Annotated in this window: 31 protein-coding genes and 1 rRNA gene; all 32 read left to right on the top strand. The window is 48.1% G+C overall.

Annotated features, from left to right (window positions below):
- Window positions 1–20 precede the first annotated feature (20 nt).
- Window positions 21–1205, top strand: a complete 1185-nt coding sequence (tuf, locus tag VHA_RS01950) for an elongation factor Tu (RefSeq protein WP_005501288.1) — start codon at window positions 21–23, stop codon at window positions 1203–1205.
- A 194-nt stretch (window positions 1206–1399) separates the two neighbouring features.
- On the top strand, window positions 1400–1591 hold the full coding sequence (locus VHA_RS01945; protein ID WP_040528006.1) for a (2Fe-2S)-binding protein: 192 nt from the start codon (window positions 1400–1402) through the stop codon (window positions 1589–1591).
- A gap of 79 nt (window positions 1592–1670) precedes the next feature.
- Window positions 1671–2153: a bacterioferritin gene (gene bfr, locus VHA_RS01940; protein ID WP_005501284.1), complete on the top strand. Its 483-nt coding sequence runs from the start codon at window positions 1671–1673 to the stop codon at window positions 2151–2153.
- Window positions 2154–2544: 391 nt separating this feature from the next.
- Window positions 2545–2856: a 30S ribosomal protein S10 gene (gene rpsJ, locus VHA_RS01935; RefSeq protein ID WP_005501283.1), complete on the top strand. Its 312-nt coding sequence runs from the start codon at window positions 2545–2547 to the stop codon at window positions 2854–2856.
- 14 nt (window positions 2857–2870) lie between these two features.
- Complete coding sequence (rplC, locus tag VHA_RS01930) at window positions 2871–3500, top strand: 50S ribosomal protein L3 (protein WP_005501282.1); 630 nt, start codon at window positions 2871–2873, stop codon at window positions 3498–3500.
- A gap of 16 nt (window positions 3501–3516) precedes the next feature.
- Window positions 3517–4119 carry a 50S ribosomal protein L4 gene (rplD, locus tag VHA_RS01925; protein WP_005501281.1) on the top strand — a complete coding sequence of 201 codons (603 nt, stop codon included), beginning with the start codon at window positions 3517–3519 and terminating at the stop codon, window positions 4117–4119.
- Window positions 4116–4418, top strand: a complete 303-nt coding sequence (gene rplW / locus VHA_RS01920; protein ID WP_005501280.1) for a 50S ribosomal protein L23 — start codon at window positions 4116–4118, stop codon at window positions 4416–4418. The genes rplD and rplW overlap by 4 nt, the downstream gene beginning before the upstream one ends.
- A gap of 19 nt (window positions 4419–4437) precedes the next feature.
- The gene (rplB, locus tag VHA_RS01915; RefSeq protein ID WP_005501279.1) at window positions 4438–5262 is read left to right on the top strand and encodes a 50S ribosomal protein L2; all 825 of its coding nucleotides are present in this window, start codon (window positions 4438–4440) and stop codon (window positions 5260–5262) included.
- Between the two features lie 20 nt (window positions 5263–5282).
- Complete coding sequence (gene rpsS, locus VHA_RS01910) at window positions 5283–5561, top strand: 30S ribosomal protein S19 (protein ID WP_002541417.1); 279 nt, start codon at window positions 5283–5285, stop codon at window positions 5559–5561.
- 11 nt (window positions 5562–5572) lie between these two features.
- Window positions 5573–5905 carry a 50S ribosomal protein L22 gene (gene rplV, locus VHA_RS01905; protein ID WP_005501278.1) on the top strand — a complete coding sequence of 111 codons (333 nt, stop codon included), beginning with the start codon at window positions 5573–5575 and terminating at the stop codon, window positions 5903–5905.
- Window positions 5906–5924: 19 nt separating this feature from the next.
- A complete protein-coding gene (gene rpsC, locus VHA_RS01900) occupies window positions 5925–6614 on the top strand; it encodes a 30S ribosomal protein S3 (protein ID WP_005501264.1) in 690 nt (229 codons plus the stop codon).
- Window positions 6615–6625: 11 nt separating this feature from the next.
- Entirely contained in the window at window positions 6626–7036 is a 411-nt protein-coding gene (gene rplP, locus VHA_RS01895) for a 50S ribosomal protein L16 (RefSeq protein ID WP_005501256.1), read from the top strand.
- Window positions 7036–7227: a 50S ribosomal protein L29 gene (rpmC, locus tag VHA_RS01890; RefSeq protein WP_002541421.1), complete on the top strand. Its 192-nt coding sequence runs from the start codon at window positions 7036–7038 to the stop codon at window positions 7225–7227. Before rplP ends, rpmC begins: the two co-directional genes overlap by 1 nt.
- On the top strand, window positions 7227–7481 hold the full coding sequence (gene rpsQ, locus VHA_RS01885; protein WP_005501254.1) for a 30S ribosomal protein S17: 255 nt from the start codon (window positions 7227–7229) through the stop codon (window positions 7479–7481). The genes rpmC and rpsQ overlap by 1 nt, the downstream gene beginning before the upstream one ends.
- Before the next feature lie 158 nt (window positions 7482–7639).
- The gene (rplN, locus tag VHA_RS01880) at window positions 7640–8011 is read left to right on the top strand and encodes a 50S ribosomal protein L14 (protein ID WP_005501250.1); all 372 of its coding nucleotides are present in this window, start codon (window positions 7640–7642) and stop codon (window positions 8009–8011) included.
- A gap of 12 nt (window positions 8012–8023) precedes the next feature.
- Complete coding sequence (rplX, locus tag VHA_RS01875) at window positions 8024–8338, top strand: 50S ribosomal protein L24 (RefSeq protein WP_005501249.1); 315 nt, start codon at window positions 8024–8026, stop codon at window positions 8336–8338.
- 17 nt (window positions 8339–8355) lie between these two features.
- Window positions 8356–8895 (top strand): 50S ribosomal protein L5, encoded by a 540-nt coding sequence (gene rplE, locus VHA_RS01870; RefSeq protein ID WP_005501248.1) that lies wholly within the window; start codon window positions 8356–8358, stop codon window positions 8893–8895.
- 17 nt (window positions 8896–8912) lie between these two features.
- The gene (rpsN, locus tag VHA_RS01865) at window positions 8913–9218 is read left to right on the top strand and encodes a 30S ribosomal protein S14 (protein ID WP_002541426.1); all 306 of its coding nucleotides are present in this window, start codon (window positions 8913–8915) and stop codon (window positions 9216–9218) included.
- A gap of 23 nt (window positions 9219–9241) precedes the next feature.
- Window positions 9242–9634, top strand: coding sequence for a 30S ribosomal protein S8 (gene rpsH / locus VHA_RS01860; RefSeq protein ID WP_005501247.1), 393 nt, complete (start codon window positions 9242–9244; stop codon window positions 9632–9634).
- A gap of 10 nt (window positions 9635–9644) precedes the next feature.
- Window positions 9645–10178: a 50S ribosomal protein L6 gene (gene rplF, locus VHA_RS01855; RefSeq protein WP_005501246.1), complete on the top strand. Its 534-nt coding sequence runs from the start codon at window positions 9645–9647 to the stop codon at window positions 10176–10178.
- A gap of 9 nt (window positions 10179–10187) precedes the next feature.
- A complete protein-coding gene (gene rplR, locus VHA_RS01850) occupies window positions 10188–10541 on the top strand; it encodes a 50S ribosomal protein L18 (RefSeq protein ID WP_005501245.1) in 354 nt (117 codons plus the stop codon).
- A 13-nt stretch (window positions 10542–10554) separates the two neighbouring features.
- Window positions 10555–11052 carry a 30S ribosomal protein S5 gene (rpsE, locus tag VHA_RS01845; protein ID WP_005501244.1) on the top strand — a complete coding sequence of 166 codons (498 nt, stop codon included), beginning with the start codon at window positions 10555–10557 and terminating at the stop codon, window positions 11050–11052.
- A 6-nt stretch (window positions 11053–11058) separates the two neighbouring features.
- On the top strand, window positions 11059–11238 hold the full coding sequence (gene rpmD / locus VHA_RS01840; RefSeq protein ID WP_002541431.1) for a 50S ribosomal protein L30: 180 nt from the start codon (window positions 11059–11061) through the stop codon (window positions 11236–11238).
- Window positions 11239–11243: 5 nt separating this feature from the next.
- Entirely contained in the window at window positions 11244–11678 is a 435-nt protein-coding gene (gene rplO, locus VHA_RS01835; protein WP_005501241.1) for a 50S ribosomal protein L15, read from the top strand.
- Between the two features lie 22 nt (window positions 11679–11700).
- Complete coding sequence (gene secY, locus VHA_RS01830; RefSeq protein WP_005501240.1) at window positions 11701–13026, top strand: preprotein translocase subunit SecY; 1326 nt, start codon at window positions 11701–11703, stop codon at window positions 13024–13026.
- A 26-nt stretch (window positions 13027–13052) separates the two neighbouring features.
- The gene (gene rpmJ / locus VHA_RS01825; protein ID WP_000868186.1) at window positions 13053–13166 is read left to right on the top strand and encodes a 50S ribosomal protein L36; all 114 of its coding nucleotides are present in this window, start codon (window positions 13053–13055) and stop codon (window positions 13164–13166) included.
- 147 nt (window positions 13167–13313) lie between these two features.
- On the top strand, window positions 13314–13670 hold the full coding sequence (gene rpsM, locus VHA_RS01820; protein WP_002541533.1) for a 30S ribosomal protein S13: 357 nt from the start codon (window positions 13314–13316) through the stop codon (window positions 13668–13670).
- Between the two features lie 19 nt (window positions 13671–13689).
- Complete coding sequence (gene rpsK / locus VHA_RS01815) at window positions 13690–14079, top strand: 30S ribosomal protein S11 (protein WP_002541534.1); 390 nt, start codon at window positions 13690–13692, stop codon at window positions 14077–14079.
- 30 nt (window positions 14080–14109) lie between these two features.
- Window positions 14110–14730, top strand: a complete 621-nt coding sequence (gene rpsD, locus VHA_RS01810) for a 30S ribosomal protein S4 (protein ID WP_005501237.1) — start codon at window positions 14110–14112, stop codon at window positions 14728–14730.
- A gap of 23 nt (window positions 14731–14753) precedes the next feature.
- The gene (locus VHA_RS01805; RefSeq protein ID WP_002541536.1) at window positions 14754–15743 is read left to right on the top strand and encodes a DNA-directed RNA polymerase subunit alpha; all 990 of its coding nucleotides are present in this window, start codon (window positions 14754–14756) and stop codon (window positions 15741–15743) included.
- A 35-nt stretch (window positions 15744–15778) separates the two neighbouring features.
- A complete protein-coding gene (rplQ, locus tag VHA_RS01800) occupies window positions 15779–16165 on the top strand; it encodes a 50S ribosomal protein L17 (RefSeq protein WP_005501232.1) in 387 nt (128 codons plus the stop codon).
- A gap of 856 nt (window positions 16166–17021) precedes the next feature.
- Window positions 17022–17099 (top strand): 16S ribosomal RNA (locus tag VHA_RS01795); the annotation flags it as partial.

Here is a 17099-nt window from a genome sequence, read left to right as displayed (position 1 = left end):
AACTAGGAAGGAACACGATCGTGTCTAAAGAAAAATTTGAACGTACGAAACCGCACGTTAACGTTGGTACTATCGGCCACGTTGACCACGGTAAAACTACTCTGACCGCAGCAATCTGTACTGTACTGGCGAAAAACTACGGCGGTGCAGCGCGTGACTTCGCATCTATCGACAACGCACCAGAAGAGCGTGAGCGTGGTATTACTATCTCTACTTCACACGTAGAGTACGATACTCCTTCACGTCACTACGCGCACGTAGACTGCCCAGGACACGCTGACTATGTGAAGAACATGATCACCGGTGCTGCGCAAATGGACGGTGGTATCCTGGTTGTTGCGGCAACTGACGGTCCAATGCCACAAACTCGTGAGCACATCCTGCTGGGTCGCCAGGTAGGTATTCCATACATCCTTGTTTTCATGAACAAGTGTGACATGGTTGACGACGAAGAGCTGCTGGAACTGGTAGAGATGGAAGTGCGTGAGCTGCTGTCTGAGTACGACTTCCCAGGCGACGACTGCCCAGTTATTCGCGGTTCTGCACTGGGTGCACTGAACGGTGAAGCTGAGTGGGAAGCGAAGATCATCGAACTGGCAGAAGCGCTGGATTCTTACATTCCAGAGCCAGAGCGTGCGATCGACAAGCCATTCATCCTGCCAATCGAAGACGTCTTCTCAATCCAAGGCCGTGGTACAGTTGTAACTGGTCGTGTTGAGCAAGGTGTTATCACTGTCGGTGACGAAGTTGAAATCATTGGTATCCGTGAGACTACCAAGACCACTTGTACCGGTGTTGAAATGTTCCGTAAGCTTCTGGACGAAGGCCGTGCAGGTGAGAACGTAGGTGTTCTGCTGCGTGGTACCAAGCGTGACGAAGTTGAGCGTGGTCAAGTACTGGCGAAACCAGGTTCTATCACTCCTCACACCAAGTTCGAATCAGAAGTATACGTTCTGTCTAAAGACGAAGGCGGCCGTCATACTCCGTTCTTCAAAGGCTACCGTCCACAGTTCTACTTCCGTACAACTGACGTGACCGGTACTATCGAACTGCCAGAAGGCGTTGAGATGGTAATGCCAGGCGACAACATCAAGATGATCGTTGAGCTGATCGCGCCAATCGCAATGGACGAAGGTCTGCGCTTCGCAATCCGTGAAGGTGGCCGTACCGTTGGTGCAGGTGTTGTTGCTAAGATCATCGCTTAATTTTAGCGTTGACAGCACAATGTCAGAGAAAGGACGCCTCGGCGTCCTTTTTTACGTTTAGAGCGATGAAAACACCATTCCTTTTAATTGCCTTTTCCCGTTCAGAAAAAGAACATTAATTGGACAAATTAATTAGAAATACGAACCATTATTGTTTATATTTATTGTTAGATTCATGTTACGAGAAAAACAAAATGTATGTTTGCCTTTGCCATGGAATTTCTGACAAAGTGATCAAGAAGCTTGCTTACGATCAGGGTGTGACTGATATTCGTGGAATTCGTAAAATGACCCCATTGGGCTCACAGTGTGGTAAATGCATTCGTCCAACTAAAGAGCTTTTGCAAGAAGCCACAGCCAATTCACTGTATAAGCAGGCATGCTGAATTTGTAACATGTATTTAGCATTGACAGGCCGCTGCGCGGTTCTATGTTTAATAGATGCCGAGTAAAGGAGTGCGCCTGATGAAAGCCGATCTTAAAATCATCCAACATCTCAACAACATTCTAGCCAACGAACTGATTGCCATTAATCAGTATTTCCTGCATGCCCGTATGTATAAAGATTGGGGCTTAAGCGTCATTGCAGAGAAAGAGTACCAAGAGTCAATCGATGAGATGAAACATGCGGATGACTTGATTGAACGTATCCTCTTTTTAGAGGGGATCCCGAATCTTCAGGATTTGGGAAAGTTACGTATTGGAGAAGACACACAAGAAATGCTGGAATGTGATTTAGCGTTAGAGATGGATGCTATCCCCGATCTGCGTGATGCCATCGAATATGCTGAAAGTGTACGTGACTATGTATCGCGTGACCTGTTTCGGGACATTCTTGAAGATGAAGAAGAGCATGTGGATTGGCTTGAAACTCAACTCGGCCTTATTGAGAAAGTCGGTATCCAAAATTACAACCAAGCACAAATCATAGAATGCGACGACACCTAAACCCGGTGTAAAAAGGGCATGGGGTTAACTTTCAGTTGTTTTCTCTATCTTTCTGCCTAGCGACAAATCGCACGGTAATCTTCCTGATTATTTTTTAAACCGCACTTGCAAACGGATTTGTGATCTGTATAATGCCCCGCACTGCCGAAACAATTCGTTTCACACGCGCAGTTGTGAACCAATGAGCACAGGAGGAAGACCCATCGCTATAGACATTGTCTGATGAGGTCGGTAATGTACACTCCGCTTATGTTCGCAGTCATATAAAATGACTGACAATGTATCAGATCTTGATACTACGGTTTCACATAAATCAATCGGCATTCCCCTGTCTTGTCAGGGTTGAGTGGCGATATTGTTTGTGTATTTTTTTAATTTGGAGCTCTGTCTAATGCAGAACCAACGTATCCGTATCCGCCTGAAGGCTTTCGATCACCGTTTGATCGACCAGTCTACCGCGGAAATCGTTGAAACCGCTAAGCGCACTGGTGCGCAGGTACGTGGTCCAATCCCACTGCCAACCCGTAAAGAGCGCTTCACCGTTCTTATCTCTCCGCACGTAAACAAAGATGCGCGTGATCAGTACGAAATCCGTACTCACAAGCGTCTGATCGACATCGTTGAACCAACAGATAAAACTGTTGATGCTCTGATGCGTCTTGACCTTGCTGCGGGCGTTGATGTTCAAATCAGCCTAGGTTAAGAGGGGAGTTAATAATGATTGGTCTAGTCGGTCGTAAAGTGGGCATGACTCGCATCTTCACTGAAGAAGGCGTATCTATCCCTGTAACCGTTGTAGAAGTAGAAACTAACCGCGTTACTCAGGTACGTACTCCTGAAGTTGATGGTTACTCTGCTATCCAAGTAACTACAGGCGTTAAGAAAGCAAGCCGTATCACTAAGCCAGAAGCTGGTCACTTTGCGAAAGCAGGTGTTGAAGCTGGTCGCGGTCTGTGGGAATTCCGTCTGGAAAACGGCGAAGAATTCGAAGTAGGCGCTGAGCTGAATGTCGATCTGTTCGCTGACATCAAAAAAGTAGACGTTACTGGCACATCTAAAGGTAAAGGCTTCCAAGGCGCGGTTAAGCGTTGGAACTTCCGCACCCAAGATATGACCCACGGTAACTCTTTGTCTCACCGTGCTCCTGGCTCTATCGGTCAATGTCAGACTCCAGGTCGCGTATTCAAAGGCAAGAAAATGGCAGGTCACATGGGTGCTGAGCGTGTTACTACTCAGAACCTTGAGATCGTACGTGTTGACGCTGAGCGCAAACTGCTTCTTATCAAAGGTGCAGTACCAGGTGCGACTGGCAGCAACGTGATCGTTAAACCAGCCGTTAAAGCGTAACGTCGAGGAGATAGTAATGGAATTGGTAGTAAAAGGCGCTGATGCGCTAACTGTTTCCGAAACTACCTTCGGGCGTGAGTTCAACGAAGCTCTGGTTCACCAGGTAGTCGTTGCATACGCAGCTGGTGCCCGTCAAGGTACTCGTGCTCAGAAAACCCGTTCAGACGTATCAGGTGGCGGTGCTAAGCCATGGCGTCAGAAGGGTACTGGTCGCGCCCGTGCAGGTACAATCCGTAGCCCAATTTGGCGCTCGGGTGGTGTAACTTTCGCAGCTCGTCCACAGGACCACAGCCAGAAAGTTAACAAGAAAATGTACCGTGGTGCTCTGAAGAGCATTTTGTCTGAGCTGGTTCGTCAAGAGCGTCTGATCGTTGTTGATAACTTCTCAGTAGCAGCACCAAAAACTAAAGAGCTGATCGCTAAGCTGAAAGAGCTTGAGCTGACAGAAGCTCTGATCGTAACTGCAGAAGTTGATGAAAACCTGTTCCTGGCAGCGCGTAACCTGTACAAGGTTGACGTTCGTGACGCAGCAGGCATCGACCCAGTTAGCCTGATCGCTTTCGACAAAGTAGTTATGACTGCAGCTGCAGTTAAGCAAGTTGAGGAGATGCTGGGATGATCACTGAAGAGCGTATCCTGAAAGTTCTACGTGCTCCGCACATCTCTGAAAAAGCAACCATGGCTGCTGAAAACGCGAACACTATCGTTTTCAAAGTAGCGATGGATGCAACCAAGAAAGAGATCAAAGCGGCAGTTGAAAAACTGTTCGAAGTTGAAGTTAAGTCTGTAAATACTCTTATCACTAAGGGTAAGACCAAACGTCAAGGTATGCGCCAAGGCCGTCGTTCTGACGTGAAAAAAGCGTACGTTATCTTGAAAGAAGGTCAAGACATCGACTTCGCTGGCGGCGCTGAGTAAGACGGAGGAGTAACAGAAAATGGCAATTGTTAAATGTAAGCCTACTTCACCGGGTCGTCGTCACGTTGTTAAAGTTGTTAACGCTGACCTGTACAAAGGTAAGCCTTACGCGCCGCTTCTGGAGAAAAACCAGAAGACTGGTGGCCGCAACAACAACGGTCGTATCACTGTACGTCACATCGGTGGTGGTCATAAGCAACACTACCGTGTAATTGACTTCAAACGTACTAAAGACGGCATCCCAGCGAAAGTTGAGCGTCTAGAATACGATCCAAACCGTAGCGCGAACATCGCACTGGTTCTGTACGCAGACGGCGAGCGTCGTTACATCATTGCACCTAAAGGCCTGAAAGCTGGCGACCAGATCCAATCTGGTTCAGATGCTGCGATCAAAGTAGGTAACACCCTACCAATGCGCAATATCCCAGTTGGTTCTACTGTTCACAACGTTGAACTGAAGCCTGGCAAGGGTGCACAGCTGGCTCGTTCAGCAGGTGCATACGCACAAATCGTAGCTCGCGATGGCGCATACGTGACGATTCGTCTGCGTTCTGGTGAGATGCGTAAAGTTCTTTCTGAAGGTCGTGCGACCATCGGTGAAGTGGGTAACGCAGAGCACATGCTGCGTGAACTGGGTAAAGCAGGTGCGACTCGCTGGAAGGGCGTTCGTCCAACAGTACGTGGTGTTGCAATGAACCCAGTGGATCACCCACACGGTGGTGGTGAAGGTCGTACTTCGGGCGGTCGTCACCCAGTATCTCCTTGGGGTATGCCAACTAAAGGCTTCAAGACCCGCAAGAACAAACGTACCGACAAGTACATCGTACGTCGTCGTAACAAGTAATTTATATCAGAGGATAAGCCATGCCACGTTCTCTCAAGAAAGGTCCTTTTATTGACCTGCACTTGCTGAAGAAGGTAGAGAAAGCGGTGGAAAGCGGTGACAAGAAGCCTGTTAAGACTTGGTCCCGTCGTTCAATGATCATCCCTCAGATGATCGGTTTGACCATCGCTGTCCATAATGGTCGTCAGCACGTACCTGTTTTCATCACTGATGAGATGATCGGTCACAAGCTGGGCGAATTTGCACCAACACGTACTTATCGCGGCCACGCTGCGGATAAGAAAGCTAAGAAGCGTTAAGGAGTTAAGATATGGAAGCTATTGCTAAACATCGCTTTGCTCGTATTTCGCCTCAGAAAGCACGTTTGGTAGCAGACCAAGTGCGCGGTAAAAACGTTGCACAAGCAATCGAGATCCTGACTTTCAGCGATAAAAAAGCTGCAACTCTGATCAAGAAGGTGCTGGAGTCTGCAATTGCAAACGCTGAGCATAACGAAGGCGCAGACATCGATGATCTGTCTGTCGCGAAAATCTTCGTTGATGAAGGCCCAGTCATGAAGCGCATCATGCCTCGTGCAAAAGGCCGTGCCGATCGCATCTTGAAGCGTTCTAGCCACATCACTGTTGTTGTAGCAGACCGCTAAGAGACGAGGAGAGAAAGCAATGGGTCAAAAAGTACATCCTAATGGTATTCGTCTTGGCATCTGTAAGCCATGGAATTCCACTTGGTTTGCTAACAGCCAAGATTTCGCTGATAACCTAGACGGCGACTTCAAGGTACGTCAGTTCTTGACTAAAGAACTGTCTAAAGCGTCTGTTTCTCGTATCGTTATCGAACGTCCTGCGAAGAGCATCCGTGTGACTATCCACACCGCTCGTCCAGGTGTTGTTATCGGTAAGAAAGGCGAAGACGTAGAAAAACTGCGCGCTCGCGTTGCACAACTGGCAGGTGTTCCTGCTCAAATCAACATCGCAGAAGTACGCAAGCCTGAGCTTGACGCACAACTGGTTGGTGACAGCATCGCGTCTCAGCTAGAGCGTCGTGTAATGTTCCGCCGTGCTATGAAACGCGCGGTACAGAACGCAATGCGTCTGGGTGCCAAGGGTATCAAAGTGGAAGTAAGCGGCCGTCTTGGCGGTGCTGAAATCGCTCGTACCGAATGGTACCGTGAAGGTCGTGTGCCACTGCACACACTTCGTGCTGACATTGATTACGCAACTTCTTCGGCTCACACCACTTACGGTGTAATTGGTATCAAAGTTTGGATCTTCAAAGGCGAAGTTCTGGGCGGTATGCCAGTAGCAGAGCCTCAGGCTGAGAAGCCTAAGAAGCAGCGTAAAGGCCGTAAGTAAGGAGTCTATCGATGCTTCAACCAAAACGTACTAAGTTCCGCAAGACGCATAAGGGTCGTAACCGCGGTCTTGCTGCAGGTACTGACATAAGCTTCGGTACCTTCGGCCTGAAAGCTGTTGGTCGTGGTCGTATCACTGCACGTCAGATCGAAGCTGCACGTCGTGCTATGACTCGTCACATCAAGCGTCAGGGTCAAATCTGGATCCGTGTGTTCCCAGACAAGCCAATCACTACCAAACCACTGGAAGTTCGTCAGGGTAAAGGTAAGGGTTCTGTGAGCTACTGGGTTGCACAAATCCAACCAGGTAAAGTCCTGTACGAGATGGATGGTGTTTCTGAAAGCCTTGCTCGCGAAGCATTTGAGCTGGCTTCTCGTAAACTACCTATCAAAACCACTTTCGTAACTAAGGCGGTGATGTGATGAAAGCACAAGAACTTCGCGAAAAGAGCGTTGAGCAGCTGAACGAAGAACTGCTGGGTCTGCTGCGTGAGCAATTCAACCTGCGCATGCAAGCGGCTACTGGTCAACTTCAGCAAACTCACACTCTGAAGAACGTTCGTCGCGATATCGCACGTGTTAAAACCGTTCTGAACCAGAAGGGCAACGCATAATGAGCGACAAAATCCGTACTCAACAAGGTCGTGTAGTGAGCGACAAGATGGATAAATCTATCGTTGTTGCGATTGAGCGTTTTGTTAAACACCCAATCTACGGTAAGTTTGTTCGTCAGACTACTAAACTGCACGTTCACGATGAGAACAACGAGTGCGCAGAAGGCGATACCGTTGAAATCCGTGAGTGCCGTCCACTGTCGAAGACTAAGTCTCACACATTGGTACGCGTAGTTGAGAAAGCACGCCTGTAAGGTAGCTTTCCGGCGATAAAAACGAAGCGGCTCCTTTTCTGGGGCCGTTTATTTTTTATCTACCCATCTTCAAAAAATAGTGTTATTATTCGCCGCCCTTGTAATGAGGCAGCCCGACCCGAGATGGGTCTAGATGTAATAACAGCGGAGCACTAACAATGATCCAAATGCAAAGTATGCTGGATGCAGCCGATAATTCCGGCGCTCGCAGTGTAATGTGTATTAAGGTGCTGGGTGGTTCACACCGTCGCTACGCCCATATCGGCGATATCATCAAAGTTACCGTTAAAGATGCAATCCCACGCGGTAAAGTAAAAAAAGGTGATGTCCTGAAGGCGGTTGTAGTTCGCACCCGTAAAGGCGTTCGTCGTCCAGACGGCTCTGTCATTCGCTTCGACCGTAATGCTTGCGTACTGTTGAATAACAATACTGAGCAACCAATCGGTACTCGTATCTTTGGTCCTGTGACACGCGAACTTCGTGGCGATAAGTTCATGAAGATTGTGTCTCTGGCGCCAGAAGTTCTGTAAGGAGCGGTTAAAATGGCAGCTAAAATCCGTCGTAACGACGAAGTTATCCTTCTTGCTGGTAAAGACAAAGGCAAGAAAGGTAAAGTAACGAAGGTTCTGACCACCGGTAAAGTTATCGTTGAAGGTATTAACCTGGTTAAGAAACACCAGAAGCCTGTACCGGCTCTGGGCATCCAAGGTGGCATCGTAGAAAAAGAAGCTGCAGTGGACGTTTCTAACGTGGCTATCTACAACGCTGCAACTGGTAAAGCAGACCGTGTAGGCTTCCGATTCGAAGACGGCAAAAAAGTGCGTTTCTTCAAATCGAATGGCGAAACTATCAAGTAATTCTGGAGTAGTACACTATGGCGAAACTGCATGATTACTACAAAGAGACTGTTGTAAAAGAACTGACTGAAAAGTTCAAATACAAGAGTATCATGCAAGTCCCAAGGATCGAAAAGATCACCCTGAACATGGGTGTGGGCGAAGCAATCAACGATAAGAAACTGCTTGAAAATGCAGCATCAGACCTGGCTTCTATCTCAGGTCAAAAGCCGCTGATCACAAAAGCACGTAAATCAGTTGCTGGCTTCAAGATCCGTGAGGGCTACCCAATTGGTTGTAAAGTAACCCTGCGTGGCGAGCGTATGTGGGATTTCCTGGAGCGTCTGATTTCAATCGCTCTTCCACGTGTGCGTGACTTCCGTGGCGTTAGTTCGAAATCTTTCGACGGTCGCGGTAACTATAGCATGGGCGTTCGTGAGCAAATCATCTTCCCAGAGATCGACTACGACAAAGTAGATCGTATCCGTGGTCTTGATATCACTATCACGACCTCAGCGGCGACTGATGAGGAAGGTCAAGCTCTGCTGGCTGCCTTTAACTTCCCATTCCGTAAGTAAGGTGAAGGGTTACTGTAATGGCTAAGCAATCAATGAAAGCGCGCGAAGTAAAACGCGCGAAGCTGGTAGCAAAGTTCGCTGAGAAGCGTGCAGCACTGAAAGCTATCATCAAAAATGTTAATGCGTCTGAAGAAGAGCGTTGGGATGCCGTCCTGAAGCTTCAAACTCTTCCGCGTGATTCTGCTAAGTCTCGTCAGCGTAACCGCTGCAACCAGACTGGTCGTCCACATGGCTACCTACGCAAATTCGGCTTGAGCCGAATCAAGGTTCGTGAAGCTTGCATGAAAGGCGAGATTCCGGGTCTGCGTAAGGCAAGCTGGTAATTGAATCACGGGAGTAAAGACTTATGAGCATGCAAGATCCGATTTCGGATATGCTGACCCGCATCCGCAATGGTCAGGCAGCAGCGAAAGTTGCTGTTAAGATGCCTTCGTCAAAGCTGAAAGTGGCAATTGCTGAGCTACTGAAAGCTGAAGGTTATGTGGCTGACTACGCTGTTTCTGGCGAAGTTAAGCCTGAGCTGGAAGTTACTCTAAAGTACTTCGAAGCTAAACCAGTTATCGAGCAAATCCAGCGTGTAAGCCGTCCAGGTCTGCGCATCTATAAGAAAAAAGATGAGCTGCCTTCTGTAATGGGTGGTCTGGGTATTGCTGTAGTATCAACTTCAAAAGGTTTGATGACCGACCGTGCAGCTCGCAAAGCGGGCCTGGGCGGTGAAATCATCTGCTACGTAGCATAAGGAGTAGGAAATGTCTCGTGTTGCAAAAGCACCCGTAGTTATTCCTGCCGGCGTAGAGGTGAAACTGAACGGTCAGGAAATCACTGTAAAAGGTAGCAAAGGTGAATTGACCCGCGTTATCAACAATGCAGTGGTAGTCAGCCTAGAAGACAATGCTGTGACGTTTGCCCCACGTGAAGGTGTTGCTAAAGCTAATGCTCAAGCAGGTACCGCACGTGCGCTGGTGAACAACATGGTTGTTGGTGTTACTGAAGGCTATACCAAGAAACTGATCCTGAAAGGTGTTGGTTATCGTGCGTCAATGAAGGGTAACGCAGTCGCTCTGACTCTGGGCTTCTCACACCCTGTTGAACATGAACTGCCTGCAGGCATCAAAGCAGAATGCCCAAGCCAAACTGAAATTGTTTTGACTGGTACAGACAAACAATTGATTGGTCAAGTCGCTGCTGATATCCGTGCATACCGTCAGCCAGAGCCTTACAAAGGTAAAGGTGTTCGTTACGCTGACGAAGTTGTGCGTACTAAAGAAGCTAAGAAGAAGTAAGGTAACACTATGGATAAGAAAATTGCTCGTATCCGTCGTGCGACCCGAGCGCGTCGCAAGATTGCTGAACTGGGTGCGACTCGCCTAGTGGTACACCGTACTCCACGTCACGTGTACGCACAGGTTATCGCGGCAAATGGCTCCGAAGTAATCGCAGCTGCTTCTACCGTAGAAAAAGCGATCCGTGAGCAAGTGAAAAGCACCGGTAACAAAGACGCGGCGGCAGCTGTAGGTAAAGCTATTGCTGAGCGTGCGAAGGAAAAAGGCATCGAGACTGTTGCTTTTGACCGTTCCGGTTTCCAATACCACGGCCGTGTGGCTGCACTGGCAGAAGCTGCCCGTGAAGCTGGTCTGAAATTCTAAGGTAGGCGGAAAGATGGCTAACGATAAACAACAAAGTGATTTGCATGAGAAGCTGATTGCTGTTAACCGTGTATCTAAAACGGTTAAAGGTGGTCGCATCTTCAGCTTCACCGCTCTGACTGTAGTGGGTGATGGCAATGGTCGCGTAGGTTTCGGTTACGGTAAAGCCCGTGAAGTGCCTGCTGCTATCCAAAAATCGATGGAAAAAGCGCGCCGTAACATGGTTACTGTTGCGCTGAACGACGGTACGCTGCACCACGCTGTTAAAGGCCGCCACACTGGTTCTAAAGTGTACATGCAGCCAGCATCAGAAGGTACAGGTATCATCGCAGGTGGTGCGATGCGTGCAGTTCTGGAAGTTGCGGGTGTTCGCAACGTTCTGGCAAAGGCATACGGTTCTACCAACCCAATCAACATCGTTCGTGCAACGATCGATGGTCTGGGTGGTATGAAGTCTCCAGAAATGGTAGCTGCTAAGCGTGGTCTGCCTGTAAACGAAATTCTGGGGTAATTCGACATGGCTAAAACAATCAAAGTAACTCAGACTCGTAGCTCAATCGGCCGTTTGCCGAAACACAAAGCTACCCTGCGTGGCTTGGGCCTACGTCGCATCAACCACACTGTTGAACTTGAAGACACTGCTTGCGTACGCGGCATGATCAATCAAGTTTACTACATGGTTAAAGTGGAGGAGTAATCACAATGCGTCTGAATACTCTATCTCCGGCTGCAGGTTCAAAGCCTTCTAAGAAGCGCGTTGGCCGTGGTATCGGTTCAGGCCTGGGCAAAACGGGTGGCCGTGGTCACAAAGGTCAGAAATCACGTTCAGGTGGTTCTGTACGCCCAGGTTTTGAAGGCGGTCAAATGCCTTTGAAACAGCGTCTGCCAAAATTTGGTTTTACTTCTCGTAAGAGCCTGACTGCAGCTGAAGTTCGCTTGAGCGAGCTGGCTAAAGTTGACGGTGACGTAGTAAGCCTTGAGACACTGAAAGCAGCTAACGTGATCACTAAAGACATCCGTACGGCGAAAATCGTACTGTCTGGTGAGATTGCTCGCTCAGTGACTGTTAAAGGTCTTCGCGTTACTAAAGGCGCTAAAGCTGCAATCGAAGCTGCTGGCGGTAAAATCGAGGAATAATTAGCTCGAGGACGAGGTACAGATGGCAAAACAACCAGGACAAAATTTTAGTAGTGCAAAAGGTGGACTTGCGGAGCTGAAAAGCCGTCTACTGTTTGTGGTAGGCGCGTTATTGGTTTTCCGTGCTGGTTCTTTTGTGCCAATTCCTGGTATTGACGCTGCTGTACTTGCCGATCTGTTCGAACAGCAACAAGGCACCATCATTGAACTGTTTAACATGTTCTCTGGTGGTGCTCTTGAGCGTGCTTCTATCCTGGCGCTGGGTATCATGCCGTATATTTCGGCATCGATTATTGTCCAGCTGCTCACGGTGGTTCATCCAGCCTTGGCTGAGTTGAAGAAGGAAGGGGAGTCTGGCCGTCGCAAGATTAGCCAGTACACCCGCTACGGTACGCTGGTGTTGGCAACGTTCCAGGCGATTGGTATCGCTACGGGCTTGCCAAGTATGATTCCTGGGCTTGTGGTTAACCCTGGCCTTGGGTTCTACTTTACCGCTGTTGTGAGTCTGGTCACTGGTACCATGTTCTTGATGTGGTTAGGTGAGCAGATCACTGAGCGTGGTATTGGTAACGGTATTTCCCTTATTATTTTTGCGGGTATCGTTGCAGGATTACCATCCGCTATCGGACAGACAGCGGAGCAAGCGCGTCAAGGTGAATTGCACGTGCTTCTTCTTCTGTTGATTGCGGTAATTGCATTCGCGGTAATTGCGTTTGTGGTGTTTGTTGAGCGTGGTCAGCGTCGAATTGTCGTTAACTACGCGAAGCGTCAGCAAGGCCGTCGTGTTTTTGCAGCGCAAAGCACTCATTTGCCATTGAAATTAAATATGGCAGGCGTAATTCCAGCGATTTTTGCATCAAGTATTATCCTGTTTCCAGGCACCTTGGCCCAATGGTTTGGCCAAAGTGAACAGCTGGGATGGCTGGCAGACGTGTCGTTGGCACTAAGCCCAGGCCAACCTCTGTATGTAATTCTTTATGCTGCAGCGATTATCTTCTTCTGTTTCTTCTACACGGCGTTGGTATTCAACCCGCGTGAGACAGCAGACAATCTGAAGAAGTCTGGTGCATTCGTACCTGGTATTCGCCCGGGCGAGCAGACTGCGAAGTACATTGATAAAGTGATGACACGACTGACCTTAGCTGGTGCGTTGTACATTACCTTTATCTGTCTGATCCCCGAGTTCATGATGATTGCTTGGAATGTACGCTTCTATTTCGGCGGCACATCCCTACTTATCGTAGTCGTAGTAATCATGGACTTTATGGCTCAAGTTCAGACACATCTGATGTCTCAACAATATGAGTCCGTGTTGAAGAAAGCCAATCTGAAAGGCTACGGCCGATAACAGATTGTCATTTACGGAGTTTAGCAATGAAAGTTCGTGCTTCCGTTAAGAAAATCTGCCGTAACTGTAAAGTTATCAAGCGTAACGGTGTTGTTCGCGTGATTTGCAGTGAGCCAAAGCACAAGCAGCGCCAAGGCTAATAGCAGAATATTTTTCTTGCAAAATTTAGGCAGGCTGGCTACATTAGCCAGCCCACCTTTTGTGTGTGCAAAAGAAGTGGTATGGCCGCTGCGTATCCTAAACGGGCTTTGCAGCGGTTCTTCTTGATAAAGTACTAGGAGTGAATAGTGGCCCGTATTGCAGGCATTAACATTCCTGATCAGAAGCATGCTGTAATCGCACTGACTGCGATCTATGGCATCGGTAAAACCCGTTCAAAAGCTATCTTGGCTGAAACTGGTATTGCTGAAAGCACTAAGATCAGTGAACTAACTGAAGAGCAGATCGATCTACTGCGTGATGGCGTTGCCAAGTACACTGTAGAAGGTGATCTACGTCGTGAAGTTTCCATGAACATCAAGCGTCTGATGGACCTTGGTTGTTACCGCGGTTTGCGTCATCGTCGCAGCTTGCCACTACGTGGTCAGCGTACGAAGACCAATGCTCGTACCCGTAAGGGTCCGCGCAAGCCGATCAAGAAATAATCGGGGTAGGTAAAGTACTATGGCTAAACAACCAAATCGCGCACGTAAACGCGTACGCAAGCAAGTTGCTGACGGCGTAGCGCACATTCATGCGTCTTTCAACAACACAATCGTAACCATTACTGACCGTCAAGGTAATGCTCTTGCATGGGCAACTGCAGGTGGTTCTGGTTTCCGTGGTTCTCGTAAATCAACGCCGTTTGCTGCACAGGTTGCTGCTGAGCGTTGTGGTGAGATGGCTAAAGAATATGGCCTGAAGAACCTGGAAGTTATGGTTAAGGGCCCAGGTCCAGGTCGTGAATCTACAATTCGCGCTCTGAATGCGGCTGGTTTCCGTATCACTAACATTGTTGATGCGACTCCAATCCCACATAACGGTTGTCGTCCACCTAAGAAACGCCGCGTATAACGCTGTTTCTTAGAATTCTGGAGAAAGATCATGGCAAGATATTTGGGTCCTAAGCTGAAGCTTAGCCGTCGCGAAGGTACTGACTTGTTCCTGAAGTCAGGCGTACGCGCGATTGATACCAAGTGTAAAATTGACAACGCCCCAGGCGTACACGGCGCGCGTCGTGGTCGTCTGTCTGACTACGGCGTTCAGCTTCGTGAGAAGCAAAAAGTTCGTCGCATCTACGGCGTACTGGAAAAACAATTCCGTAACTACTACAAAGAAGCTGCTCGCCTGAAAGGCAACACAGGTGAAAATCTGCTGCAACTTCTGGAAGGTCGTCTGGACAATGTGGTTTACCGCATGGGCTTCGGTGCAACTCGCGCAGAATCACGTCAGCTGGTAAGCCACAAAGCGATCCTGGTTAACGGTAAAGTGGTTAACGTTCCTTCTTTCAAGGTAACGGCCAACGACGTTATTAGCATTCGTGAGAAAGCTAAAAACCAAGCACGCATCAAAGCAGCACTTGAAATTGCTGCTCAGCGCGAGCTGCCAACTTGGATCGAAGTAGACAGCAACAAAATGGAAGGCACTTTCAAGCGTCTGCCAGAGCGTTCAGATTTGTCTGCTGACATCAACGAACACCTGATCGTCGAGCTTTACTCTAAGTAAGGCTAAACTAAAGAGAGGACACAATGCAGGGTTCTGTAACAGAATTTCTTAAGCCGCGTCTCGTTGACATCGAACAAGTTAGCTCGACGCACGCAAAAGTAACTCTTGAGCCGCTAGAGCGTGGCTTTGGTCACACCCTAGGTAATGCTCTACGTCGCATCCTACTGTCGTCTATGCCTGGTTGCGCAGTGACAGAAGTAGAGATTGACGGCGTGTTGCACGAGTACAGCACCAAAGAGGGCGTACAGGAGGATATCCTGGAAATCCTGCTTAACCTTAAAGGCCTGGCCGTTAAGGTAGAGGGTAAAGATGAAGTTATCCTTACCCTAAATAAGTCTGGTGCAGGCCCTGTTGTTGCAGGCGACATCACCCATGACGGTGGTGTTGAGATTGCGAACCCAGAACACGTGATCTGCCATCTGACAGATTCAAATGCTGAAATCAGTATGCGAATCAAGGTAGAGCGTGGTCGCGGCTATGTACCAGCGTCAGCGCGTATTCATACTGAAGAAGATGAGCGCCCAATCGGCCGTTTGCTTGTTGATGCAACGTTCAGTCCAGTAGACCGTATTGCTTACAATGTTGAAGCAGCACGTGTTGAACAACGTACGGACTTAGACAAGCTGGTTATCGATATGGAAACCAATGGTACGCTTGATCCAGAGGAAGCTATTCGTCGCGCAGCAACGATTCTTGCTGAGCAATTGGATGCATTCGTAGATCTGCGTGATGTACGAGTTCCTGAAGAGAAAGAAGAGAAGCCAGAGTTCGATCCGATCCTACTGCGTCCTGTAGACGATCTTGAACTAACTGTTCGCTCTGCTAACTGTTTGAAAGCAGAAGCGATCCACTACATCGGTGATCTGGTACAGCGCACTGAGGTTGAGCTTCTTAAAACGCCAAACCTCGGTAAGAAGTCTTTGACTGAAATTAAAGACGTGCTGGCTTCACGTGGTCTGTCTCTGGGTATGCGCCTGGAAAACTGGCCGCCAGCATCAATCGCTGAAGATTAATCAGATTCTGATTACTTAGTTAGAAGGATTAGGTCATGCGCCATCGTAAGAGTGGTCGTCAACTCAATCGCAACAGCAGCCATCGCAAAGCGATGTTCAGCAACATGGCTAGCTCTCTGGTAACTCATGAAGTTATCAAAACTACTCTGCCTAAGGCAAAAGAGCTGCGTCGCGTAATTGAGCCATTGATTACCCTAGCAAAGAACGACAGTGTTGCTAACCGTCGTCTTGCATTCGCTCGCACCCGCAACGACGCGGTTGTAGCGAAGCTGTTCAATGAACTGGGTCCACGTTTTGCCTCTCGTGCAGGCGGTTACACTCGTATTCTGAAATGCGGTGTACGTGCTGGCGATAAAGCCCCTATGGCTTATATCGAGTTGGTAGATCGTCCAGAGCAAGCTGCTGAAGAAACAGCTGAGTAACTCGCTCTCGGTCCATTCTGATAAAAAGCCAGGCTAAGCCTGGCTTTTTACTTGTCTGTATTTTTTCAAATATCACTGTCTATTCTGATAGAACCTCTAACAAGCCATTGATATCAGCGATTGATGCTTACACGAAGCTCTGTACGCTTTTCTATATCCACTTCAAGTATGGACAAATATTTAACCTTGTGGCGCAGTGCATTATTAGGCATTCACAGCTTGCTGTATATTTGATATGGATAAAATGAGTAAAAATAAGCCTTTTGCCCGAAATTTATTCAAGAACGCTATTTTCTATAAAAAACATTAAAAAAGTCTTGCCAGATTTTTCTGCCTCCCTATAATGCCGCCTCACCGACACGGAGAGCGGCTTCCAATACGGAAATGCCCATCCAAACCGGTACGGCGAAAGCCTTAAAACTGGGTCAAAAATAAATGCTTGACGCATTAAAGTGGATCAGTAAAATGGCCGCCCGCTTCGAGGGGAAATTGCTCCGAGAGGCAAGTCAATAAGGTGTTTTGAGGGGGTGCAAACCACACTGAAAAATCTCAAAATTTCTTCTTGACTTCATCGCCCGGCAGCGTAAAATTCGCAGCCCTGACGGTGAGAAGCAAAGCTTCTTAAAGTCAATGTTCTTTAACAATTTGACCTATGCAATCTGTGTGGGCACTCGTCATTGATAGACAAAAGATTTATCAACGAACTGAGTGACCAATTCAAATTGGTACAGCCTTGAGCTGTTTTGATTTCACGTTTTCAAACGTGAAAACCAATAAGAGCACAGTCAATTTATATCAGTATTCGTTGAGCCGCCTTTGTTCACTTTTTCAAAGTGAGGAAGGGCAGAAAAGATTCTAATTGAAGAGTTTGATCATGGCTCAGATTGAACGCTGGCGGCAGGCCTAACACATGCAAGTCGAGCGGCAGCGACAT

The organism is Grimontia hollisae CIP 101886, from assembly GCF_000176515.1.
GTDB lineage: Bacteria > Pseudomonadota > Gammaproteobacteria > Enterobacterales > Vibrionaceae > Enterovibrio > Enterovibrio hollisae.
Note: the sequence above shows the minus strand (reverse complement) of the source record. Positions and strands in the feature narration are given on the sequence as shown.

What these genes read in the sequence shown, in the direction of transcription:
- rpsN (WP_002541426.1), top strand. Translation starts at nt 8,913, where the DNA reads ATGGCTAAGCAATCAATGAAAGCGCGCGAAGTAAAACGCGCGAAGCTG.
- rplQ (WP_005501232.1), top strand. Translation starts at nt 15,779, where the DNA reads ATGCGCCATCGTAAGAGTGGTCGTCAACTCAATCGCAACAGCAGCCAT.
- rpsD (WP_005501237.1), top strand. Translation starts at nt 14,110, where the DNA reads ATGGCAAGATATTTGGGTCCTAAGCTGAAGCTTAGCCGTCGCGAAGGT.
- rpsQ (WP_005501254.1), top strand. Translation starts at nt 7,227, where the DNA reads ATGAGCGACAAAATCCGTACTCAACAAGGTCGTGTAGTGAGCGACAAG.
- secY (WP_005501240.1), top strand. Translation starts at nt 11,701, where the DNA reads ATGGCAAAACAACCAGGACAAAATTTTAGTAGTGCAAAAGGTGGACTT.
- VHA_RS01945 (WP_040528006.1), top strand. Translation starts at nt 1,400, where the DNA reads ATGTATGTTTGCCTTTGCCATGGAATTTCTGACAAAGTGATCAAGAAG.
- rplN (WP_005501250.1), top strand. Translation starts at nt 7,640, where the DNA reads ATGATCCAAATGCAAAGTATGCTGGATGCAGCCGATAATTCCGGCGCT.
- rplB (WP_005501279.1), top strand. Translation starts at nt 4,438, where the DNA reads ATGGCAATTGTTAAATGTAAGCCTACTTCACCGGGTCGTCGTCACGTT.
- rpsH (WP_005501247.1), top strand. Translation starts at nt 9,242, where the DNA reads ATGAGCATGCAAGATCCGATTTCGGATATGCTGACCCGCATCCGCAAT.
- rpsK (WP_002541534.1), top strand. Translation starts at nt 13,690, where the DNA reads ATGGCTAAACAACCAAATCGCGCACGTAAACGCGTACGCAAGCAAGTT.
- rpmD (WP_002541431.1), top strand. Translation starts at nt 11,059, where the DNA reads ATGGCTAAAACAATCAAAGTAACTCAGACTCGTAGCTCAATCGGCCGT.
- rplO (WP_005501241.1), top strand. Translation starts at nt 11,244, where the DNA reads ATGCGTCTGAATACTCTATCTCCGGCTGCAGGTTCAAAGCCTTCTAAG.
- rpsJ (WP_005501283.1), top strand. Translation starts at nt 2,545, where the DNA reads ATGCAGAACCAACGTATCCGTATCCGCCTGAAGGCTTTCGATCACCGT.
- rplC (WP_005501282.1), top strand. Translation starts at nt 2,871, where the DNA reads ATGATTGGTCTAGTCGGTCGTAAAGTGGGCATGACTCGCATCTTCACT.
- rplP (WP_005501256.1), top strand. Translation starts at nt 6,626, where the DNA reads ATGCTTCAACCAAAACGTACTAAGTTCCGCAAGACGCATAAGGGTCGT.
- rplW (WP_005501280.1), top strand. Translation starts at nt 4,116, where the DNA reads ATGATCACTGAAGAGCGTATCCTGAAAGTTCTACGTGCTCCGCACATC.
- VHA_RS01805 (WP_002541536.1), top strand. Translation starts at nt 14,754, where the DNA reads ATGCAGGGTTCTGTAACAGAATTTCTTAAGCCGCGTCTCGTTGACATC.
- bfr (WP_005501284.1), top strand. Translation starts at nt 1,671, where the DNA reads ATGAAAGCCGATCTTAAAATCATCCAACATCTCAACAACATTCTAGCC.
- rpsS (WP_002541417.1), top strand. Translation starts at nt 5,283, where the DNA reads ATGCCACGTTCTCTCAAGAAAGGTCCTTTTATTGACCTGCACTTGCTG.
- rpmJ (WP_000868186.1), top strand. Translation starts at nt 13,053, where the DNA reads ATGAAAGTTCGTGCTTCCGTTAAGAAAATCTGCCGTAACTGTAAAGTT.
- rpsC (WP_005501264.1), top strand. Translation starts at nt 5,925, where the DNA reads ATGGGTCAAAAAGTACATCCTAATGGTATTCGTCTTGGCATCTGTAAG.
- rpsE (WP_005501244.1), top strand. Translation starts at nt 10,555, where the DNA reads ATGGCTAACGATAAACAACAAAGTGATTTGCATGAGAAGCTGATTGCT.
- rplF (WP_005501246.1), top strand. Translation starts at nt 9,645, where the DNA reads ATGTCTCGTGTTGCAAAAGCACCCGTAGTTATTCCTGCCGGCGTAGAG.
- rplD (WP_005501281.1), top strand. Translation starts at nt 3,517, where the DNA reads ATGGAATTGGTAGTAAAAGGCGCTGATGCGCTAACTGTTTCCGAAACT.
- rplE (WP_005501248.1), top strand. Translation starts at nt 8,356, where the DNA reads ATGGCGAAACTGCATGATTACTACAAAGAGACTGTTGTAAAAGAACTG.
- rplX (WP_005501249.1), top strand. Translation starts at nt 8,024, where the DNA reads ATGGCAGCTAAAATCCGTCGTAACGACGAAGTTATCCTTCTTGCTGGT.
- rplR (WP_005501245.1), top strand. Translation starts at nt 10,188, where the DNA reads ATGGATAAGAAAATTGCTCGTATCCGTCGTGCGACCCGAGCGCGTCGC.
- rpmC (WP_002541421.1), top strand. Translation starts at nt 7,036, where the DNA reads ATGAAAGCACAAGAACTTCGCGAAAAGAGCGTTGAGCAGCTGAACGAA.
- rplV (WP_005501278.1), top strand. Translation starts at nt 5,573, where the DNA reads ATGGAAGCTATTGCTAAACATCGCTTTGCTCGTATTTCGCCTCAGAAA.